The sequence below is a fragment of the Actinocorallia herbida genome (genome assembly GCF_003751225.1).
GTDB lineage: Bacteria > Actinomycetota > Actinomycetes > Streptosporangiales > Streptosporangiaceae > Actinocorallia > Actinocorallia herbida.
In genome coordinates this window covers 5,270,007-5,289,885 of record NZ_RJKE01000001.1, presented here as the reverse complement: position 1 = coordinate 5,289,885, position 19,879 = coordinate 5,270,007, and the positions used below count along the sequence as shown (strand labels likewise).

Sequence of the window (19,879 nt, the reverse complement as noted above, 5' to 3'; positions counted from 1 at the left end):
ACAGGGGAAATGAAGATCACGATCGATGAGAGCCGCTGCATCGCGGCGGGCAACTGCGTGCTGGAGGCCATGGACCTCTTCGACCAGCGCGACGAGGACGGCATCGTCGTCGTCCTGGACGACAGCCCCGAGAGCGCCGAACTCCAGGCCGCCGCCCGCAAGGCCGCGGCGGTCTGCCCGGCCAACGTCATCGTCATCTCCGAGTGACGCGATGAAGAGCACCATGATGGACACGCCCCTCGGCGTCGCGGCGATCCTGCGGCACGGGGCGCGCTGGCACTCCGGCCGCAAGGTCGTGACGATGACCGGGCCGGGGGAATGGCGGGAGTCCGCGTTCGCGGAGGTCGCGGGCCGGGCGGCGCAGCTCGCGCACGGCCTCCAGGCCCTGGGCGTGACGGGCGACCAGCGGGTCGGCACGTTCATGTGGAACAACCAGGAGCACCTGGAGGCGTACCTCGCCGTCCCGGCGATGGGCGCGGTGCTGCATACGGCGAACATCCGGCTGTTCCCCGACCAGCTGATCCACACGATCACCGAGGCCGAGGACCAGATCCTGATCGTCGACGAGTCCCTCGTCCCCACCCTCGCGCCGCTGCTGGACCGGCTGCCGACCGTCCACACCGTGATCGTCAACGGGCGGATCGACCCCGCGCGCTTCGAACGGAGCGGCAAGAACGTCATGGCGTACGAAGACGTCCTGGCCAGGCGTCCGACCGAGCGGGCCTGGGTCGACGGCGACGAGCACGACGCGGCCACCATGTGCTTCACCACGGGCACGACCGGAAACCCCAAGGGCGTCGCGTACTCGCACCGCTCGATCGCCGTCCACTCGATGTCGCAGGGCACCTACAACGCCGTGACCCTCGGGTTCGACGACCGCAGTCTCATCGTCGTGCCGATGTTCCACGCCAACGCCTGGGGCTACCCCTACACGTGCTGGTGGTTCGGCGCCGACGTCGTGCTGCTCGACCGGTTCATGAACGCCGGCAACATCGTCAGGGCCGTGGAGGAGCAGAAGGTCACCTTCGCCAACGGCGTCCCCACGGTCTGGAACGACGTCCTGAGCACGGTGCGGGCGGAGCCGGACCGCGATCTGGCCTCTCTGCGGATGGTCATCGTCGGTGGCGCAGCCCTGGCGCGCCCCCTGGTGGAGGGCTTCGAGCAGTTCGGCATCCGGCTCGTGCAGGGCTGGGGCATGACCGAGACCTCACCCTTGGTCACCGTCGCCAAGTCCCCGGAGGGCGCCGAGCCGGAGACGGAGATGTCGCTGCGGCTCTCGCAGGGCCGGATCCTGCCGGGCGCGGAGATCCGGCTCGTCCACCCCGAAACGCTGGAGATCCTGCCCGCCGACGGGGAGGCGATCGGCGAGTTCGAACTCCGCGGGCCGTGGATCACCGGCCGCTACCTAGGCGACGAGGGCACCGACAAGTTCCACGACGGATGGCTGCGCACCGGCGACATCGGAACCCTCGATGAGGAGGGGTACGTCCGGATCACCGACCGGGCCAAGGACGTCATCAAGTCCGGTGGCGAATGGGTCTCCTCCGTCGAGCTGGAGAACGCCATCTCCGCGCACCCCGACGTCACGATGGCCACGGTCATCGGCGTTCCCGACCCGAAGTGGGACGAGCGCCCCTGCGCCGTAGTCGTCGTCCGTGAGGGCGCCGACCTCGACGGCGAGGCCCTGCGCGCGTGGCTGACCGGCAGGGTCGCCCGCTGGTGGATCCCCGAGTACTGGTCGTTCGTTCCGGAGATCCCGCTGACCAGCGTCGGCAAGCTCGACAAAAAGGTGCTGCGGCAGCGCCAGAGCGATGGCGCCCTGCCCGTACTCCGCCTCACCACCCCCCTCCCCCGCGACACGCCTGACCACCAGGTGTGATTCGAGCCCGGCATGAAACGAGAGAATCCATGTCTGACATCGCCTACGTCATCACCGGCGCCGGAGAGCTGACGGCCGTGCCGGCCGCCGACACCACTGCGGTCAAACCCGGCTACGCCGTGGTGGAGGTCGCGTTCTGTGGCATCTGCGGGTCCGACGTCGAGTCCTACCGCAAGGGCATTCCCCTGCCCCCGTCGATCTCCGGACACGAGTGGGGCGGAACCGTCATCTCCGTGGGGGAGGGGGTCGAGAGCCCGGCTCCCGGTGACCGCGTGTCCAAGACCTCCGCTCCATCTTGCGGGAAATGCCCCCTGTGCCGAGCCGGGCATCACGCCGACTGCGACCGGTTCTCCGCGAGGGCCGCGTCGTCCTCGCCGGCCACCCATGGCGCCTACACGCGGTTCGTCCAGGTGCCCGCTTCCACGTTGGTGAAGCTCCCGGACAACGTCACCGACGAGCAGGGCGCCCTGGTCGAGCCCGCGACCGTCGCTCTGCACGGCGTCCGACTGCGCCAACCGGGCCTGGGCGGCACCGCCCTCGTCTTCGGCCTCGGTGTCATCGGGCTCTTCGCGGTGCAGCTCGCGAGCCTGTCCGGTGCCGTGAACGTCGTCGCCGTCGACCCGGACCCGGTCCGGCGCGACGCCGCCCTCGGCTTCGGGGCCGTCGCGGCGTTCGCGCCCGATGACCCCGCGCTCCAGCAGCGCCTCATGGACCTGACCGACGCTCGCGGAGCCGACGTCGCCTATGAGTGCTCCGGCCAAGCGTCCGTGCTGACCAGCGCGGTGCCTCTGATGCGCAACGGTGGAGCGCTCGTCCTCATCGGCGCCGGGATGGAGCCGGTCCAACTGGTTCCGGCGCTGTGGCTGAGCAAGGGCCTTGACGTTCAGACGTCTCTGGCGCACACCCGCGACGAGTTCGACATCACCGTCACCCTGCTGTCCCGCGGCCTGCTGAAGACCAAGGGCATGACCGGCACCACCGTCGGCCTGAGCCGCCTCCCCGAGGTCTTCGCCGACCTGGCGAAGAAGGCGACCTCCCTCAAGGTCCTCGTCGATCCCCGTGGCTAGCCCGGTGCCCGGCTCGGGAACCCCGGGCCGGGCACCCCATGCCGTAGGGCGTGGGTCTGGCCGTCGTGCCGCCAGGTCAGCGGGTGTCGGTCGAAGTCGCTGCGGGCCGAACCGGCGGTGAGGTGGGCGTCGGGGACGCGGATTTCTGCTGCCAGAACTCCTCCCGTTGAGCGGAGCCGGCTGCGCGGGAGTCGGGGTCGGCGAGCAGATGGGCTCGGGGTCTCGGCCTCGCGAGTGGGCGGCAGATCGCGGACGATTCGCCGAGGCGTCTTGATCGCCTACCTCCACGGCAATGCCTCGACCTTTTTCGCCCTCGGCTCCTGGGCGCTTTCAGGGCGGCCGGCAGTCCGAGTGCGTCGACCGCGATGCGCTACCTCGGCCTCTTCATGCCCGGGGTCGCGCGCCCGCAGGGAGTGCTCGTTCTGGACGGGGTGGGCGGCCTTGCGCGTGCGGCGGGCGGATGAAGGAGTGGAAGATCATTCACATTTGAGGCGACATGGCTTAGGTTGTGTGACAGTCGTCACAAAGGACACGAAACCATGCGTGCTGCCGCGATTGTCGTCCTTCTTCTGAGTGCCCTTCCGGTGGGCCTGACCGTTTCGTCGGCGAGTGCCGCGCCCGAGGTTCGGGTCGCCGCGGCCGATGCCGTGAGCTGGACCGGACCGTTGAGCACACGTGGCCGGTACGTCGTGGACGCCGGAGGGAACCGGTTCAAGCTTCGGTCGGGGAACTGGCACGGTGCCAGTGGCACCTGGACGGGGAGCGGGTCGGATGAGGATCCCGCGAACAACCACGCGGGGGAGGTGTCGCATCGGGTGCCGCTCGGGCTCGACCGGGTGCCGATGGGAGAGATCGTCGATGACTTCAAGGCGCTCGGGCTCAACAGCGTCCGGTTGCCGTTCTCGGACGAGATGATCCGCGACGAGCGGCCCGTCACGGGGCTGGCCGCCAACCCCGCGCTGAACGGCCTGCGCCCGCTGGCCGTGTTCGACCAGGTGGTGAACGCCCTCACCGCCGCGGGCCTGGGCGTCATCCTCAACAACCACACCACGACCACCCGCTGGTGCTGCGGTGTCGACGGCAACGAACGGTGGAACAGCGGCCAGACCGTCCAGCAGTGGCTCGACGACTGGGCCTTCATCGCCGCCCGCTACCGCGGCAACACCCGTGTGGTCGGCGCCGACCTGCGCAACGAGGTCCGCCGGGACGTCTGGGACGATCCGAACTGGGGCCTGGGCGACGCCCACGACTGGGCCGCGGCCGCCCAGCTCGCCGGCGACCGCATCCTCAAGGACGCCAACCCCGACCTGCTCATCATGATCGAAGGGATCAACTGGGCGGGCATCCCCGTCGACGGCTTCTGGCACGACCGCCCGCTCCTCAAGCCCGTCCGCACGCTGTCCCACACCCTGGTCAGGTCGCACAAGGTCGTCTACGCGGCCCACTTCTACAGCTACACGGGCCCCCAGCACAGCGGCGCGACCGGCACCGGCGAGACGACCGACGCCCGGTACCGCGACCTCGGCCGCGCCGACCTGTTCACCGTCATGCGCGACACCGCCGGGTACGTCACCGAATCCGACCGGCACTACACCGCGCCCGTGTGGATCAGCGAGTTCGGCATCGGCAAGGACGCGACCGGCGCCGACCGGACCTGGTTCGCGAACACCGTGGACTTCCTGATCGACAACGATCTCGACTTCGCCTACTGGCCCGTCGTCGGCGATCACGTCAACGACCAGGGCAACCAGTGGGGCCTCGTCCGCTACGACACCGCGGGCGGCGCCCGCTCCGTCACCGACGCCGACGACTGGCGCGGCCCGCACTGGCGGCGCCTGATCGCCGCCACCGGTCTGACCGGCCAGGTCCCCGCGACCCGCACCTGGTCGATGCTGCGCGCCCAGCACACCGACGCCAACGCGTCCCTGCGCGCCGCCGCCGACTGGGACGGCGGCGCCCGCAAGCTCACCTGCCCCGACGACCAGCGGCTCATCGGCATCAGCCAGCGAGGCCAGGGCGCGCTGTGCACCGACGCCACCGCCGCCGACCTGTGGCAGTCCGGCACGACCGCCACCCGGATCAACGCCCAGAACTCCACCACCGACTGGGCCTCCGGCTACACCAAGTACCAGTGCCCCACGGGCCAGTTCATGATCGGGTACAGCGTCCGCGGCGTCCGTCTCTCGGCCGTCCTGTGCGCCCCCGCCCGCCTCCCCCTCGCCGGAACGGGCCGCACCCTCTGGGACGACCGCGGCGACACCCGCCCCGCAAGCGGCGAAGGCGGCGACTACGCCTCCGGCTACTACAAGGCCCAGTGCAACGCCGACGAGTACGCCGCAGGCATCGCCTTCACCACCGCCTGGTCCCGCCCCGGCACCCCCGACGCCCTCTACTGCCGCCACCTCTGACCCCGACCACCCGGAAGAAGAGCCACCGGTCCGGCGGCTTCCCCCGTTACGCCGACCCGCGCTCCCCCATGGCCCGCGCGTCACCGGGGCGGCCCGGATGGCCGCACCCCGGCGACGCGATCACCGGGTCAGGACAGCGGGACGTACGCCACGTGGATGCCGTTCGCGAGGAGGTCGCACCAGACCGTGGAGGTGCCGGGCGCCCACACGGGGAATCCGTCGTGGCGGTACTCGTAGCCGTTGTCGAGCCGCTTGCAGGTGATGGCGGCCTGGAACCTCGAGTTCCCGTCGCCCTGGCAGGTGACCGAGGCGCCCTTGTGGCCGCCCGCACCGGTGATCTTGACGTAGGTGCAGTTTCGACGTCGCCGCGTTCACGCTGTCGCCGATGTCGGCCGAACGTACGCCCGCCCACATCCGGGCGGCCGACACCGAGGACTACTGGCTCGTCCTCGTGCACGGCAGCCCGATCGGCTTGGCGCAGCGCCGCAACAGCGCCCTCATCGCCGCCGGGAGATGACGCTCTTGAGCACGTCCGCCCCCATGGAGTGCGAGTTCCACGGAGACGGGCGATCCTCACGGCCGACCCTGATGCGGCTCCCGGGGGCCGGGGTGCCGCTCCCCCGCGAAGGAGTCGACGGCCCGCTCGCCACGCGCCTGCCCACCCGGACCGGAACCGGAGCGCTCCTCGCCTCGTACCTGGCCGGCCTGCGGGCCACCGCGGCGGAGTGCACCGGCCCCGAACTGCGCCGCCTCAGCGCCACGGCCCTCGACCTGGCCCACACGTTCCTCGCCGCCCGCGTGGACGGTCCCGCGGACCTCCCGACCGAGACCCGGCAGCGAGTGCTGCCGGCCCGCGTCGACTCCTTCATCGACAGCCACCTGACCGACCCCGACCTCGGCCCGGCCGTCATCGCGACGTCCCACAACATCTCCGTCCGCCTCCTGCACACCCTGTTCGAACGGCATCCCGAGACCGTCGGCGCGACGATCCGGCGCCGCCGCCTCGAACGGGCGAGAGCAGACCTCACCGACCCGCGCCTCCGCCGCAGCACGATCGCCGAGATCGCCCTCCGCTCGGGTTTCCGCCACCCGGCGGACTTCAGCAGGACCTTCCGCCGTGCCTACGGCACGACCCCCGGTGACTTCCGCCGAACCTCCAAGCCGCCCGCCCCCTTACCGGCCCGCCCCTCCCGGCACCCTCTCCGTCCCCGACGACCTCGCCCAGGTTCTCGTGACCGAGGATCTTGCCCTCCTCGACTCCGGGGGAGGTCCTGGCCCGGTCTAGAGTCTTCGTGGGCGGGCGCGGATGTGGAACGCGCCGCACGTCGTCCCCCTGGAGGAACGCAGTGAGCGAAAGCGACCGGACGTTGGTGGAATCCGGACTGACCGTCTGTCTGTCCTTCGACTTCGACGCGCTGAGCGGGTGGGTCGCCGGCTCGACGAACCCCGCGGACGTCTCCCGTGGTGAGTTCGCCGCCGTCGCGGTGCCCCGCGTCCTCGACCTCCTCGACCGGCACGGCATCGAGGCGACCTTCTTCGTCCCCGGCCACACCGCGCTGGCCTATCCCGCGCAGGTGCTGGACATCCAGCGTCGCGGGCACGAGATCGGGCATCACGGCTGGGCCCACGAGGCCGCGGCCGAATTCAGCGACGAGGAACAGCGCGAGATCTTCCGCAAGGGCGCTGAGGCCCTGGAGAAGGTGACGGGGGAGCGCCCGGTCGGTTACCGCGCGCCCCGGGGAAGCTACAACGCGACCTCGATCGACATCCTTCTGGAGAACGGCTTCCTCTACAACTCGCATTTCAGCGCGTCGGACTTCCGTCCTTACTACCTGCGGCAGGGCGACCAGTGGTCCGAGGCCGGCGAGTACGTCTTCGGTCGCACCGTCGATCTCGTCGAGATGCCGTTCGCATGGCACATGGACGACTTCGTGCACTTCGAGTTCTACGCGGGCTTCGCCACCACGCTCAACGCGCCGTCGGCGGTGCGGGAGGCCTGGCAGGGCGAGTTCGACTACGCCTACCTGCACGAGCCCGGGGGAGTCGTGGTGATCTGCATGCACCCCGAGGTGATCGGGCGCGGCTCGCGCATCTCCATGCTCGACGCGTTGATCGGCCACATGAAGCGCCGGCCGGGCGTGCGCTTCGCGCGGATGCGCGATCACGCCGCCGCATGGCGGGAGGCCACGCCGGTCGAAGCCTGGCTGGCCTCCGACTCACCCCTGGTGCCCAGGCCGTTCCAGAACCGGCCCTGACCGGGAGATCCGGTCGGCGATCAGGGTGGTGATGGCGGACGTGGGTCGTTTGCACCTTGCAGGTGCGCTCTGCGAGGATTTTCGGTCATCGGTAAGGAATCAGCTCCTTCCGCGGCGCTCACACGATGACATCGACGTCCGGCGGCCTGCCGTAGGACATCAGGGAAGGCCACCACACATGCCGACTGCGTCACGGGTGCGCCGCTTTGGTTGACACCCACCTCGCGCGGACGCGATTCCTCGATCGCAGCGACGAGCGGGACGCACTGGATCGACTGGTCGCGGGGACTCGCGCGGGCCGCAGCGGAGTGCTGGTCCTCCGTGGTGAGGCCGGAATCGGCAAGACGGCGCTGCTCGGTTATCTGTCGGGCGGCGCGGAAGGATGCCGGATCGTGCGGGCGTCGGGCGTCGAGTCCGAGATGGAACTCGCCTTCGCCGGGCTGCACGCATTGTGCACACCGGTGCTCAAGCATCTCGATCGGCTGCCCGCGCCCCAGCGGGCCGCGCTGCGCACGGCGTTCGGCATGAGCGCCGGTCCGCCCCCCGATCGGTTCCTGGTCGGTTTGGCGGTCTTGAGCCTGCTGGCCGAGGTGGCGGAAGAGCAGCCTCTGATCTGCATCATCGACGATGTGCAGTGGCTCGACCTGGTGTCGGTGCAGACCCTCGCGTTCGTGGCGCGCCGTCTGCTCGCCGAACGGATCGGACTGGTGTTCGCGCTGCGCACCTCCGCCGAGAAGCACCACCTCGAAGGGCTGCCGGAACTCGTCATCGAGGGCCTGGCCGCCCCGGACGCCAGCCAGCTGCTCGACGCGGTGGTCCCCGGACGGCTCGACGCGCCGGTGCGCGACCAGATTCTCGGAGAGGCCGGCGGTAACCCGCTCGCGCTCGTCGAACTGGCACGCAGCGGGAAGCAGATCGCGGCCGCGGGCGGATTCGGGCTGCCGATGAAGATGCCCCTGACCAGCCGGATCGAGCAGGGCTTCGTCGACCAGCTGGAGCCGCTCCCCGCGGAGACCCGGCGCCTGCTCCTGCTGGCGGCGGCGGAGCCCGTCGGTGACGTGACGCTCCTGTGGCGCGCGGCCGAACGGCTCGACATCGGGCTGGGGGCGGCCCTGCCGGCCGAGGAGATCGGCCTGATCGAGATCGGCACGCGCGTGCGGTTCCGTCATCCGCTCGTCCGTTCGGCGGCCTACCGCGTCGCGACCGCGTCCGAGCGGCGTGAGGCTCACCGAGCGCTCGCCCACGGCACCGACGCGCACCTCGACCCCGACCGACGGGCCTGGCACCGCGCTCGCGCGGTCGCAGGCCCCGACGAAAGTGTGGCCGGTGAACTGGAGCGGTCCGCGGACCGGGCGTATTCACGCGGTGGGCTGGCGGCGGCCGCGGCGTTCCTGCAACAGGCCGCCCTGCTCACGCCCGACCCCGCGGCGCGGGCCGAGCGCTCACTCGCCGCGGCCCGGGCGAAGCTCGACGTCGCCGACACGGCGGCCGCATCGAGCCTCTTGGCGGCCGCGAGTCTCGAGCCGATGGACCCGTTCCGGCGCGCGCGCCTGGACCTGCTGCGAGCGCAGATCGTGTTCGCCGAGCAGCGGGGCCGCGACGCGCCGCCGCTCCTGCTCAACGCGGCCAAACGGCTCGATCCCCTCGATCCCGCGATGGCCCGGGAGACCTACCTCGAAGCCATGGCGGCGGCGGTGTACGCCGGGCGCCTCGGCACCGGACCGGACGAGCGGGAGGTGGCCGAGGCAGCGCGCGCGGCGAACCACACGCTGGGGCCGGGCGCGACCGACCAGCTCTTCGGCGCCCTGGTGACGCGGTTCACCGACGGCTACGAGGCGGCGGTCCAGCCCCTTAGGAGGGCCCTGCGCCTGTTCGGCGAACCCGACGCCAGCAGCGCGGACCGGCGGTGGATGTGGCTGGCGTGCCGCCTGGCCCAGGATCTGTGGGACGACGATCTCTGGCACGAGCTCGCGACCTGCGGTGCCCGCGTGGCGCGCGAGACCGGCGCGCTGCACCTGCTCCCGAACGTGCTGAACCACCTCGCCGCGCTCAACATCCACTGTGGAGCGCTGGAGACCGCGGAGTCGGCGGTCGAGGAGACCGACTCGATCGCCGAGGCGACCGGAATGCCGCCCCTCAAATTCGGGGCGGCCATGCTGGCCGCCGTGCGGGGGGATAAGCACGAGGCGCTGGCCTTGTTCGACTGGGGGCGGCGCAACGTGACGGCGCGGGGCGAGGGCTCGGCGATCGCCAGGCTCTGGTGGCTCACCGCGCTGCTGCACAACTCGCACGGAGACTACGGCGAGGCGCTCGCCGCCGCCCGTCGGGCCAACGAGCACGAGGACCCCATCTTGCACAGTTGGGCCCGGGTCGAGCTGATCGAGGCCAGCGTCCGCAGCGGCGGGCCGCTGGAGGAGGCGAACTCGGCGCTGGATCGCCTGACCCGGGTCACCCGGGCGAGCGGCACCGAATGGGCACTGGGGATCGAGGCCCGCTGCCGTGCCCTGCTGACCAACGATGAGGCGCTCTACCAGGAGTCCCTCGAACGGCTCGGGCGTAGTCGCGCGGTGACCGACCTCGCGCGCAGCCGACTCGTCTTCGGCGAGTGGCTCCGCCGCGAGAACCGGCGGATGGACGCGCGCGAGCACCTGCGCACCGCCCACGAGATGTTCAGCCGGATGGGCGCGAGCGCGTTCGCCGAGCGCGCTCGCCGCGAGCTGTGGGCCACCGGCGAGACGGCGCGCAAGCGGACGACGGAGAACTTCAGCGAGCTCACCGCTCAGGAAACCCAGATCGCCCACCTCGCCGCGCAGGGGCGCACGAACCCGGAGATCGCCGCACAGCTGTTCATCAGCCCGCGCACGGTGGAGTACCACCTCGGCAAGGTGTTTCCGAAGCTGGGCATCAGCTCGCGCAAGGAACTGCGCAGGGTGCTCCCCGGGATGGAGGGCGCCGCGTCCAGCTGAACGACGCAGTCCCTCATCGCGTTCACCGCGGGCTCATACGGGCCCTGGCCGCTTCCATCTCCTCGTCCCGGCCGTCGCCGACCCGGGGAACCAGGTCGACCTCAAAAGAGTCGGCGGGCACATCGAACTCAAGGGCGATGTCGTCGCGGGCCATGGCCGGACACGCCCACTCGGCCTGAGGGTTTCAGCGTGGTGGAGCGCTCGTCGAAGAGGTCGGTCACGTGGCTAGAGTTCCCCTGTGGCCGCAACCGGAGTGCGCTGGGGGAGACGTCTCGGTCCGGTGGCCTTCGGGGTCGCCGTCGGGATCGCGCTGACCGTCATTCTCATGGCATGGCCGCAACGCACGCTCGTCCAACGTGAAGATCAGCCATCGACCCTTCGCTACCGGGACGGGTTCACGCATCACCTGGGTCTTTATCGCGAACGGACGCTTTTTGGCGAGTCGTACCACCTGGTGATCGGCAGCGACCCGAGCCTCTCCTATGGGCACCGGGTCGAGATCGGCGCCGGCGGGAGTCTCGGAGTCCGGGCGACCGACTGGACGTCCGCCGGAGTGCGCGTTCGCTTTACGACCGGGCATGAGCTGTTCGTCCCCGCAGCCCTGTTCATCAGCGGACGATGAGCGGACGGCCTGTCCGGTCGGGGCCGGCTCGGCCAGAGGTCGTCACCGACCAGGGCGCCTGCGCGCCGGTCGCCGCCCTTTGAGCGTGCGACCGGAGTCGGCCGCCGGCCGGGGATTGCCGGTGATCATGGATGCGTCGAAGATGGCCGCGCGACGTGGCGGTCAGGAGGCCTTGGGTGTACCTGGTGGAGTTCGAGGAGATCCTGGAGGCGGTCGGCGGGAGGATCGGCAGGTGGGTCGAGAAGCGTGATTCCGCAGACCTGCTGCTGCGCGCGGGAGTGCGTGACGCGGAGGCCCTGCAGTCCGTCGTTCAGGCCATGCCGCGATCGAGGCGCGGCGTCCCACCTCGCGAACCGTGGCTGCGGGCCGTCACCATGGCGGGCCTGCTCTTCTACGCGCGGCACGTCGCCGGCGGGGACGAGTCCGACGCACGCGAAGCCGAGCGTCTGCTGGATACGGCACGCGAGCGCGGCGGTGCGGAGCCACTCCGAGCGAAGGCCGAGATCGACGCTGCGGCCCTCGAACCTCCGGTCCTCGGCAACGCCAAGAACCTCGACCCGCTGAACAGGAGGGCGATCCTGACACCGCAGGACGCCCCGCTGGCGTGGATCGATGAGAACGCCGCGTTGCTGCGGCACGCGATGGCGGCGGGTGGCGGACTCGACCTGCGCGTTTACGAGAGCAACCTGATCAGCTTGCTGAGCGCCCGCTACGGGCGCACCGGGCACCTCGACGACCTGGGCGAGGCGATCGAGCTGGCCGAGTCGCTCGTGGAACGCACCGAGCCCGTCCACGACGCCTATGCCCGCCGGCTGTCCTCACTCGCGTGGCTGCGACAGCTGGCGTTCACGGGAAACGGCGACCCCGAAGCGTTCGACGAGGCCGTGAAGCTGTTGCGATCCGCCGTACGGCACACCCCCGCCGACCACGAGGATCACGCGATGCACCTGGCGAACCTCGGCCGGAGCCTGAGGCTCTACCACCAGACGATTCCCGGCCCGGAGGTCATCGCGGAGTCCGTGGAACTACTGGAGCGGGCGGTCGCCGCCACAGCGGATGACGAGCACCCATCGACGCACGCCACCCGGCGGGGGGAACTCGCGGTCGCCCTGGCGGTGTCCTTCGCCGAGTCCGGCGACCCGGCGCACCTGGAAGCGGCCACCCAGCGGATCCACGAGGCATGGGCGCTGACCCCCGGCAACGACCACAACATTCCGGATCGCCTCTATGAGATGAGCTGGATTCACCGGCTGCGCTACGAGGCGGGCGGGCACCCGGCCGACAAGAGGACGGCCAGGAGGGCCGCCAAGGCCCTACGGAAGGTCGTCCCGCGCGGAGACCCGCTCCGTGAGCAGGCTCAGCGGATCCTTCGAGAGATCTAGAGCCTGGTGCGAACTCCGGCTTGCGGCGGTGTGCCGCGACGGTGCGGCTCACCGATCGGGCCCGCGGTCGTCCGGCACACGGTGGCCGACCGCCGTGGAGGGCCGGGAGCGGCGCGGGATCCGTACTCCTGTCCGGGTGTCGCCTCGGCTCGGCAGCGCTGATGATCGGTTGCCGCCGGCCGGGTCTCGGGAGAGCACTCGGAGCCTGACACTGGATCGAGGTTCCGACCCAGGCCAGGGCACTGCGCCAGGATCCCAACGTCACCAGAGCCGAGCACACCCCCACCCGCCCGGCCCCCTGTTCCCCGCCGAGGAGACCGCCGGGCCCGGGTCGATCATCCGGGCCCCGGGCCGACGGACGCGACAGGGGTCAGGTCTCCAGGGCGCGGCGGAGGAACTCGTCGCGGGTGGCGGCGGAGGCCTGGGCGATCGCGGACTGGGAGGCGGCTTCGAAGCCGTGGTAGCCGCCGCCCCACAGGTGGAAGTCGACGTTGACGCCTGCCTGGGACAGGCGCAGGGCGTAATCGATCGCCTCGTCGCGGAAGGTCTCGACCGAGCCGACGTCGAGGTAGGTGCGGGGGAGGCCGGACAGGTCCTCGGCGCGGGCGGGGGCCGCGTAGCAGGAGACGGCTTCGGTGCCGCGGCGGTCGCCGAGCAGGGCGGTCCAGCCGAAGAGGTTGTCGTCGCGGTCCCAGACACCCTCACCGTCGAGCATGCGGGAGCTGGGCGTCGTCATGCGGTCGTCGAGCATCGGGCAGATGAGGACCTGGTGGGTGAGGCGGGGGAAGCCGCGGTCGCGGGCCAGGAGCGCGGTCCCCGCCGCGAGGCCGCCTCCGGCGCTTCCCCCGAGGATCATCAGGCGTTCGGGATCCGCGCCGAGCGCGGCGGCGTTGCCGGCGAACCAGCGCAGCCCCGCGTAGCAGTCCTCGACGGGCGCGGGGTCGGGGTGCTCGGGCGCGAGCCGGTACTCGACGGAGACCGCGACGGCCAGCCCCTCGGCGACGTACCCGACGAAGCCCGCCAGGCCCACGTGCCGGGTGCCCATCACCATGCCGCCGCCGTGGACGTGGTAGATCCCCGGCAGCGGGCCGGTCTCCCGGGCGGGCCGCAGGACCGTGAGGGCGATCTCCGGGGCGCCTTCGGGCCCGGGCACGGTCAGTTCCTCGACGACGACGGCTCCGCCGGCCGTCAGGTCGGTCTCCGGCATACCGGGGAGGCCGGAGGCGATGAGATCGCGCAGCGCGCCGAGGGTGTCGGCGCCGAGCGGCGGCATCACCGCGCGCTGAGCCTCGATCACCGGCACCAGCTCGGGGTCGAAGGGCGGACGGGACGGGGTGGTCTCTGACATGGAATGCTCCTTCCTCGAAGCCGAAAGCCTCGCCGATCGCGGACGGGACGGGCACCCGCCATCCGTCGCGAGGGCGGCGTCCCGCGCCCGCCACCCGGCGCGCCGGCGCTTCGGCATGCCGCGGCGTCTGGCGTTCTCCCCGGTGAAGCGGTATCGATGGGCGGGACGGTGCGGCTCGCGGGAAGGGGCTCCATGCACGATCTCATCACGAGGCTGGCGGTCGTCGACGGCGACGCGGCCAGCGCCCTGCGCGTGATCTCGCACTTCGACGCCCTGCTCGACCGGAAGGCCTCGGTCTCGGCCCTGCTGCGGGCCGCCGCCGCCCTCACCGCGTCGGGCGCCGGAGTGCACGACGCGGCACTCGGACTGCGGCTGCGCGTCGACGCCCAGGGCAGGCCCGCGGCCGACGACGGAAGGCACGGCCCACCGGCCGCGGCCCCGTCCGCGCGCTGCGAGCGGACCACCGTCTGGCTGGAGCGCGACGGAGACCCGGGCCCGCTGGACGACCTCGTCCTGGAGCGGTGCGCCCGCAGCGTGCACGCGGTCGTCCAGGAGACGCGCACCGGTCATCCGGCGGTGGCCGCGGTCCGGCTGGCGTGCGATCCGGCGTCCACGCCCGTGGACCGCGCCGAAGCCTTGCGCCACCTCGGCCTGCACGGCGACCTCGTCGTCGTCGCCACGCCCGTCGGCGCGGCGGCGGAGCTGCCTCCCGGTCCGATCATCGACGGCCGCCGCGTCGCCCTGGTGCGGGCCGAACAGGTCGACGGCCTGCTCAGCGCGTCCGTTCCGGCGGGGCTCGTCCGCTGCACCGCCGCCGACCTGCCCACCGCGCACCGCAACGCGGGCCTGGCGCTGCGGCTCGCCGTCGATCCCGCCGATGGCGGCCCCGCCCACGTCTGGTTCGACGACCTGGGCAGTCTCGCCGCCCTCGCCGAGCGCTTCGACCCGGCCGAGGCCGCGGCCGTCCCCGACGTCCGGCTCCTGGAGAGCCTCCGCGCCGAGCGCCCGTGGGTCACCGGCCTCCTGGACACCCTGCTGAGCCACGGCAGCCTCCGCCAGGCCGCCCGCCGCCAGCATCTCCACCACTCCACCCTCGGCCAGCGCGTCGCCTGGCTCGAAGCCCGCCTCGGCTACCCCATCCTCTCCCCGGCGGGCCACGCCCGCGCCGCCACCACCCTCCTCCTCTGGCGCATCGCCACCTCACCCCACCCCCCGGCCACCGCGCGCTAGGCGGGGTGGATCCGTGCGCGCCGCCTCGAGAGCCGCTTCGGCGCGTGAGATCAGGATGAGGACGGCGCTCTTGAGCGGCGTCGTCAGGGAGAACCCGGCCCATCCGTCGGTTCCTTCGGCAAGACGTCGCGCTCGACCCCGAGTTCGGGCGGCTGCTCCTGGAGTTCTGTGCCCGCTGCGGCGCTCACCAGGGATGAGCGGGGCCCGGCGGTGCCGCGGATCACGCGGCATCGCCGGGGCGAGGAGCCGAGGGCGATCCTGCCCGCCGGGCCGAGCCGGACAAATGCCGCACAGCGGACATTCTTCAGGTGGCCCTGTCCATGATTCCCGTTATGCTGCTTGATTCCCGCACATCGCGCAGTGCCAGCACCGAAGAAGTAAGAAGGCTCTTTTCTCAATGCCGCCACGTCACCGGAGAAACGAAAAGCAGAACGTTGCGCAACCGGCCGTCCGCGAGTCGGCGGGGTTGCCGGTCGCCTGGCTGGACGAGGCTCCCGCCGGCATCTGGTTCGTGGGGTGCCACGGCGGAGCCGGCACCACCACGCTGTCCCACACCGCCCACGAAGCCAGGGACGGGGGCAGGTGCTGGCCGATTCCCCACACCGGCGCGGTCAAGGTCGTGCTGGTCGCGCACCCCGACGTGCAAGGCCTCCGAACGGCCGGGGCCGCCGCCAGGCAGTACGCCGAGGACCCGCGACTGCGCGCCCGCGTCCGCCTGCTCGGTCTCGCGCTCGTCTCCTGGGCCCCCGGCCGCCTGCCCAGGCATCTGGTTCAGGTACGGCAATCCCTCCGGCGGGCGTTCCCCCGAATCTGGGATATCGAGTACATGCCGGAACTGCGTCTGGGTGAGAGCCTTGCCGACATGCGCCCGCCCAAGTCACTGCAGACACTGCAGGACGACTTGGAACGCATGGAAGACGATCACTGGGCCGACTCGCTCCGGTGGGCCAACCAGGAGGACGGCGACCCACGCTGAACGCTGCGCCCCGTACGTAGCCCTGCCCGCAACCGCTCATGCCGCTGGAGATGGTCTCACCGTTCCAGGAGCCGATCCGTCGGATTCCCGGTCGGCCCGGCCCGCGGGCCGGGCCGACGGGTCGGCTCAGGGGCCGCGGTAGATCCAGTTCTGCTCAGCGGTGCCGACGCACGGCAGGATCGCCGCGTCGGTCCCCCACTTGGTGAGGCAGTCGCGGACGGCGTTGGGGACGGTGGCCCTGGTGATGATCCGGAGGCTGAGTTCCGGGAACTCCGTCGGCCTCCACCACCTGCCGAGGAAGTCGGGCGCGTTGGTGGACTCGATGCAGTCCCTGAGCTCGGTCCGCGCCCCGATGCCGCGGAAGAGGCACCACCGGTGCCCGGTCTCCGCGTTGGTGTACGACTGGGTGCCCCAGGAGTTCCCCCAGCGCTGGGCGAGCCGCCCGTCGCACGGGGCCACCGTGACGTACCAGCCGGTGCCGTCGAGGCACTCGCCCGACGCCGTGTTGACGATCTCGTAGCCCGTGGGGTCGGCCGACGCGGCGGTCGGCGTGACCGCCACCATCGCCGCGCCGACCAGCGCCCCCGCCAGCACACGGGCGAGCCCGCGCCGCACGGATCTCCACGATCCTCCGAACACCTTCATTCGCCGTCTCCTCCACCTCGTCCTGTGTTCCGGCGATAGTAAGAAGACAGGCCCCGGGCGCAGCAGGGGCACCGGTCACGCCCCGTCCCGACCCACCCGGGACCGACACGCGCGAGCGGCGTTCAGCTGACGCGATGGAGGAGACCGCGAGTGGCGGCTCGACGTCCGTCCTCGGCGACGATCACCGCCCTCCGTAGCGCCCTGACCCGAATTCGGGTCAGGGCGAACAACACGGACAGGCCGAGAGAGCAGACCTCTACGGCGAGGAAGACCATCACCAGGCGCGCGGCCGCACCGCGTGTCCGGTAGAAGCGGCTGCGCAGGACGTCGTCACGAACCCAGAAGCGGTGACGGAACGGCACCCGAGTGCCGAACAGCACGTAGGCCGCCAAACGAAGAACCGGCGGGCGCTCAGCCGGTCCACCGGGTCGGCTCATCGAGATCTTCAGGTCGAGGGACACACGTCACCTGCGGTGTCGTGCAGACATTCTCCTTCGACGCCGGCCGGACTCGCGCACCGGGTCGGCATCGCCACCGCCAACCTGTCGATCCTCAAGAACGGCCGCGCCAGAGCCATCCGTCTCAGCATTCCCGCCTGGTCCCCGGCCACCGGCCCGGCATCCGGCCGACGCCCACCGCCTCTAGTCGCCGCCCAGATGCCCCCTGACGGCCATGACCACGATCATGACGATCACCGCGACGCGGTAGATCTGGCGCAGTGCCTCCTCCGTGATCGAGTTGCCGTGCATCCGCGCGAGAACGACGATCAGAACGGCCGATGGCGCTGCCGCGGTGGCCACGGCCGGGCCGGTCCTGGTTCGGTCCTGGTCCGGTCCGTGGAGGCACCGGACTCCGTCTGCTCGGACCATGAATCCACGCCGGGGACTCCCGCGGTGACCGCTGCGGTCGTGTCGACGTCGTCATGAAGATCGGACGATTCCGGTCTGACAGGTGTCGTCGCTACCGCGACCCGGGCGTTGGCGTGGTGGCCCGCGCTCGGACCCGTGCCGCCGTGGCGTCGGCGGCCGGGACCGTGCGTGCGGGCGGCGCCTCGTGGGGCAGGTGGTCAGTGCCGGGTGAAGAAGCCCGTGAGGGTGTCGATGAAGTCCTGGGGCTTGTCGAGGTGGGTGACGTGGCCGGCGTCGACGCGCTTGTAGATGCCGTGGGGCAGGTACGACATGGCCTTGTCGGCGTCGTTCTGGTCCATGGCGCCGTAGAGGATGTCGCCTTCGACCCAGGAGTAGTTGGCGTGCATCAGCATGGTGGGCACGGTGATGTCGGCCAGTGCGGTGGCGTGGTCGAAGCCGGCGTTCCAGCTGCCGTCGTAGAAGGCCGCGCCGAAGCGGGGGTCGTACTGGTGGTCCATGCCGCGGAGGAAGAGGCGGACGGTGTCGTCGGGGATGATGGCGAGTTCGACGGGTTCTCCGGGGTTGAGCAGGCGCTTGGCCTTGATCGTCTCGGTGAGGACGAAGACGGCTCCCGGGGCGATGTTCTGGGTGATGAATTCCTTGTTGTCGGAGATCCAGAACAGCAGGAAGTCCTGGACGTTCTGCGCGACGCCCTTGGCGCTGGAGGCGAAGTCGCGGTAGGCGATGGTCTTCATGATCCGCGGGTACTCCGAGGCGAACAGCGGCGGGTCCTCCAGGATCGCGGCGGTGACGAGGTCGGGCCGGTTGGCCGCGAGCCAGGTCGTCAGGAGGCCGCCTGAGGAGTTGCCGGTGACGTATGCGGGCCCGCCGATCACGGACTCGATGAACGCGGCGAGGTCGGTGCCGATCCGGTTCGCGTTCATCGGGTAGCCGACCGTCGTGGTGGTCGTGCCGTGGCCTTGGTAGTCGACGTCGAAGACGTGGAAGGAGGCCGCGAGGTCGGGCAGGACGCGGCTGTAGGAGAACCAGTCCACCTGCTGGGCGTGCAGGAGCAGCAGGGCGGGGCCGTTCGCCGGTCCTTCGCGGTAGCTGAAGTTCACGCCGCCGACCTGCGCCGTCTTCGCGCAGTAGCCGGCCGCGTCCACCCGGGCATGCCAGTAACCGTCCTCGGTGAGGGCGGACGCCCGGGCGGGGCCGCTTCCCAGCACGCTCGCCAGGACGCCGGCGCCCAGCGCTCCGGCGCCTGCCGCCAGTGCGTGGCGGCGCGAGATCTTGTCAGATGCGCTCATGTTGCTTCTCCTCTGTGCGAACCGGGGCGGCGTCGCGGGCAGCCGGGGGGTCGGCCGATTTGTGACGATATCGTCAGTCACGACGATCACCTCAGTCAATAGGTTCTGACGATTTCCTCAGCTGGCCTAGGCTGGATGACGGAACGACAGAAGGAGACGTATGCCCGAGCAGCCCCCGAGCCGGCTGGAGCGCCGCAAGGCCCACACCCGTGCGGCCCTCGTCCGGGCCGCGCAGGCGCTCATCGCGACGGGCCGGACCAACGCACCGGTCCTGGAGATCACCCAGGCCGCGGACGTGGGCATGGGCTCGTTCTACAACCACTTCGCGACGAAGGAGGAGCTCTTCCGGGCCGCGCTCGAAGCCGCGCTGGAAGCCCACGGCGCGCTGCTCGACGAGCTGACCGCGGACCTGGCCGACCCGGCGCAGGTCTTCGCGCAGAGCTTCCGGCTGACCGGCCGCCTGCACCGCCGGCGGCCCGAGCTCAGCAAAGTGGTGCTCCACTTCGGGTTCGAACTGACCACCTCGGACCACGGACTCGCTCCCCGCGCCCGCCGCGACATCGAGGACGCCGCCCGCGAGGGCCGCTTCACCGTGCGCGACCCCGAGCTGGCGATGGTGACCGTCGCGGGCGCCGCCCTCGGTCTCGCCCGGCTGCTGCACCACCACCCCGAGCGGGACGACGCCGAAGCCACCGACCAGGTGACCGAGGACCTGCTGCGCATGTTCGGCGTCAGCTCCGCCGAAGCCCACGACATCAGCACCCGCCCCCTGCCCGACCTCGACGCCGCGATCCGCGCCCACTCCGCCGCGTAGCGCGTCGGCTCACCCGCCCGGAGGGACGAGTGAGCCAGAAAGAACTCCCTTCCGGACGCCTCGGATTCAAGGCCCGGATCGCCCCCGACGGCATCTGCCGCGACCCCTGCCGGGTTTCACCGGGGGAGG

The 19,879-nt window shown here is 71.2% G+C and carries 19 protein-coding genes; 13 read left to right on the top strand and 6 right to left on the bottom strand.

Annotation, left to right across the window (positions count from 1 at the left end; genetic code table 11):
- Window positions 1-9 precede the first annotated feature (9 nt).
- The 8 genes from EDD29_RS23995 to EDD29_RS23965 all read left to right on the top strand — a co-directional run bounded on the left by EDD29_RS23995 (window position 10) and on the right by EDD29_RS23965 (window position 10,575).
- On the top strand, window positions 10-207 hold the full coding sequence (locus EDD29_RS23995) for a ferredoxin (protein WP_123666570.1): 198 nt from the start codon (window positions 10-12) through the stop codon (window positions 205-207).
- Window positions 208-211: 4 nt separating this feature from the next.
- Window positions 212-1,879 (top strand): long-chain fatty acid--CoA ligase, encoded by a 1,668-nt coding sequence (locus EDD29_RS23990; RefSeq protein ID WP_123666569.1) that lies wholly within the window; start codon window positions 212-214, stop codon window positions 1,877-1,879.
- Window positions 1,880-1,908: 29 nt separating this feature from the next.
- A complete protein-coding gene (locus tag EDD29_RS23985) occupies window positions 1,909-2,946 on the top strand; it encodes a zinc-dependent alcohol dehydrogenase (RefSeq protein WP_123666568.1) in 1,038 nt (345 codons plus the stop codon).
- A gap of 803 nt (window positions 2,947-3,749) precedes the next feature.
- Entirely contained in the window at window positions 3,750-5,354 is a 1,605-nt protein-coding gene (locus EDD29_RS23980) for a glycoside hydrolase family 5 protein (RefSeq protein WP_211359870.1), read from the top strand.
- A 385-nt stretch (window positions 5,355-5,739) separates the two neighbouring features.
- Complete coding sequence (locus tag EDD29_RS47770) at window positions 5,740-5,871, top strand: hypothetical protein (protein WP_281280930.1); 132 nt, start codon at window positions 5,740-5,742, stop codon at window positions 5,869-5,871.
- Window positions 5,868-6,704 (top strand): helix-turn-helix domain-containing protein, encoded by an 837-nt coding sequence (locus EDD29_RS48165; RefSeq protein WP_425454985.1) that lies wholly within the window; start codon window positions 5,868-5,870, stop codon window positions 6,702-6,704. Before EDD29_RS47770 ends, EDD29_RS48165 begins: the two co-directional genes overlap by 4 nt.
- Complete coding sequence (locus EDD29_RS23970) at window positions 6,701-7,609, top strand: polysaccharide deacetylase family protein (RefSeq protein ID WP_170201539.1); 909 nt, start codon at window positions 6,701-6,703, stop codon at window positions 7,607-7,609. The genes EDD29_RS48165 and EDD29_RS23970 overlap by 4 nt, the downstream gene beginning before the upstream one ends.
- A gap of 206 nt (window positions 7,610-7,815) precedes the next feature.
- Complete coding sequence (locus EDD29_RS23965) at window positions 7,816-10,575, top strand: helix-turn-helix transcriptional regulator (protein WP_123666565.1); 2,760 nt, start codon at window positions 7,816-7,818, stop codon at window positions 10,573-10,575.
- Between the two features lie 22 nt (window positions 10,576-10,597).
- On the opposite strand, the gene EDD29_RS47765 is transcribed toward EDD29_RS23965, so the two are convergent.
- On the bottom strand, window positions 10,598-10,729 hold the full coding sequence (locus EDD29_RS47765; RefSeq protein ID WP_281280929.1) for a hypothetical protein: 132 nt from the start codon (window positions 10,727-10,729) through the stop codon (window positions 10,598-10,600).
- A gap of 84 nt (window positions 10,730-10,813) precedes the next feature.
- Between EDD29_RS47765 and EDD29_RS23960 the strand changes: the two genes are divergently transcribed.
- The gene (locus EDD29_RS23960; protein WP_211359868.1) at window positions 10,814-11,197 is read left to right on the top strand and encodes a hypothetical protein; all 384 of its coding nucleotides are present in this window, start codon (window positions 10,814-10,816) and stop codon (window positions 11,195-11,197) included.
- A gap of 176 nt (window positions 11,198-11,373) precedes the next feature.
- Entirely contained in the window at window positions 11,374-12,579 is a 1,206-nt protein-coding gene (locus EDD29_RS23955; protein ID WP_123666564.1) for a tetratricopeptide repeat protein, read from the top strand.
- A gap of 370 nt (window positions 12,580-12,949) precedes the next feature.
- On the opposite strand, the gene EDD29_RS23950 is transcribed toward EDD29_RS23955, so the two are convergent.
- Window positions 12,950-13,927, bottom strand: coding sequence for an alpha/beta hydrolase fold domain-containing protein (locus EDD29_RS23950; RefSeq protein WP_123666563.1), 978 nt, complete (start codon window positions 13,925-13,927; stop codon window positions 12,950-12,952).
- Between the two features lie 192 nt (window positions 13,928-14,119).
- Between EDD29_RS23950 and EDD29_RS23945 the strand changes: the two genes are divergently transcribed.
- Together EDD29_RS23945 and EDD29_RS23940 are read left to right on the top strand one after the other, a co-directional pair.
- Window positions 14,120-15,157 (top strand): LysR family transcriptional regulator, encoded by a 1,038-nt coding sequence (locus tag EDD29_RS23945; protein ID WP_170201538.1) that lies wholly within the window; start codon window positions 14,120-14,122, stop codon window positions 15,155-15,157.
- 397 nt (window positions 15,158-15,554) lie between these two features.
- The gene (locus tag EDD29_RS23940) at window positions 15,555-16,133 is read left to right on the top strand and encodes a DUF6668 family protein (protein ID WP_148086070.1); all 579 of its coding nucleotides are present in this window, start codon (window positions 15,555-15,557) and stop codon (window positions 16,131-16,133) included.
- Window positions 16,134-16,259: 126 nt separating this feature from the next.
- On the opposite strand, the gene EDD29_RS23935 is transcribed toward EDD29_RS23940, so the two are convergent.
- The 4 genes from EDD29_RS23935 to EDD29_RS23920 all read right to left on the bottom strand — a co-directional run bounded on the left by EDD29_RS23935 (window position 16,260) and on the right by EDD29_RS23920 (window position 18,936).
- The gene (locus tag EDD29_RS23935; RefSeq protein ID WP_123666560.1) at window positions 16,260-16,778 is read right to left on the bottom strand and encodes a hypothetical protein; all 519 of its coding nucleotides are present in this window, start codon (window positions 16,776-16,778) and stop codon (window positions 16,260-16,262) included.
- Window positions 16,779-16,900: 122 nt separating this feature from the next.
- Window positions 16,901-17,239 (bottom strand): hypothetical protein, encoded by a 339-nt coding sequence (locus EDD29_RS23930; protein ID WP_123666559.1) that lies wholly within the window; start codon window positions 17,237-17,239, stop codon window positions 16,901-16,903.
- A gap of 180 nt (window positions 17,240-17,419) precedes the next feature.
- Window positions 17,420-17,578, bottom strand: a complete 159-nt coding sequence (locus EDD29_RS45635; protein ID WP_170201223.1) for a hypothetical protein — start codon at window positions 17,576-17,578, stop codon at window positions 17,420-17,422.
- 266 nt (window positions 17,579-17,844) lie between these two features.
- A complete protein-coding gene (locus tag EDD29_RS23920; RefSeq protein WP_123666557.1) occupies window positions 17,845-18,936 on the bottom strand; it encodes an alpha/beta fold hydrolase in 1,092 nt (363 codons plus the stop codon).
- A gap of 160 nt (window positions 18,937-19,096) precedes the next feature.
- On the opposite strand from EDD29_RS23920, the gene EDD29_RS23915 reads away from it, so the two are divergent.
- Complete coding sequence (locus EDD29_RS23915; protein ID WP_123666556.1) at window positions 19,097-19,750, top strand: TetR/AcrR family transcriptional regulator; 654 nt, start codon at window positions 19,097-19,099, stop codon at window positions 19,748-19,750.
- Window positions 19,751-19,879 lie beyond the last annotated feature (129 nt).

Excerpts from the sequence above, each read along its gene's own strand:
- EDD29_RS23995 (WP_123666570.1), top strand. The coding sequence starts at position 10 with ATGAAGATCACGATCGATGAGAGCCGCTGCATCGCGGCGGGCAACTGC.
- EDD29_RS23990 (WP_123666569.1), top strand. The coding sequence starts at position 212 with ATGAAGAGCACCATGATGGACACGCCCCTCGGCGTCGCGGCGATCCTG.
- EDD29_RS23985 (WP_123666568.1), top strand. The coding sequence starts at position 1,909 with ATGTCTGACATCGCCTACGTCATCACCGGCGCCGGAGAGCTGACGGCC.
- EDD29_RS47770 (WP_281280930.1), top strand. The coding sequence starts at position 5,740 with ATGTCGGCCGAACGTACGCCCGCCCACATCCGGGCGGCCGACACCGAG.
- EDD29_RS48165 (WP_425454985.1), top strand. The coding sequence starts at position 5,868 with ATGACGCTCTTGAGCACGTCCGCCCCCATGGAGTGCGAGTTCCACGGA.
- EDD29_RS47765 (WP_281280929.1), bottom strand. The coding sequence starts at position 10,729 with ATGGCCCGCGACGACATCGCCCTTGAGTTCGATGTGCCCGCCGACTCT.
- EDD29_RS23950 (WP_123666563.1), bottom strand. The coding sequence starts at position 13,927 with ATGTCAGAGACCACCCCGTCCCGTCCGCCCTTCGACCCCGAGCTGGTG.
- EDD29_RS23945 (WP_170201538.1), top strand. The coding sequence starts at position 14,120 with ATGCACGATCTCATCACGAGGCTGGCGGTCGTCGACGGCGACGCGGCC.
- EDD29_RS23940 (WP_148086070.1), top strand. The coding sequence starts at position 15,555 with ATGCCGCCACGTCACCGGAGAAACGAAAAGCAGAACGTTGCGCAACCG.
- EDD29_RS23935 (WP_123666560.1), bottom strand. The coding sequence starts at position 16,778 with ATGAAGGTGTTCGGAGGATCGTGGAGATCCGTGCGGCGCGGGCTCGCC.
- EDD29_RS23920 (WP_123666557.1), bottom strand. The coding sequence starts at position 18,936 with ATGAGCGCATCTGACAAGATCTCGCGCCGCCACGCACTGGCGGCAGGC.
- EDD29_RS23915 (WP_123666556.1), top strand. The coding sequence starts at position 19,097 with ATGCCCGAGCAGCCCCCGAGCCGGCTGGAGCGCCGCAAGGCCCACACC.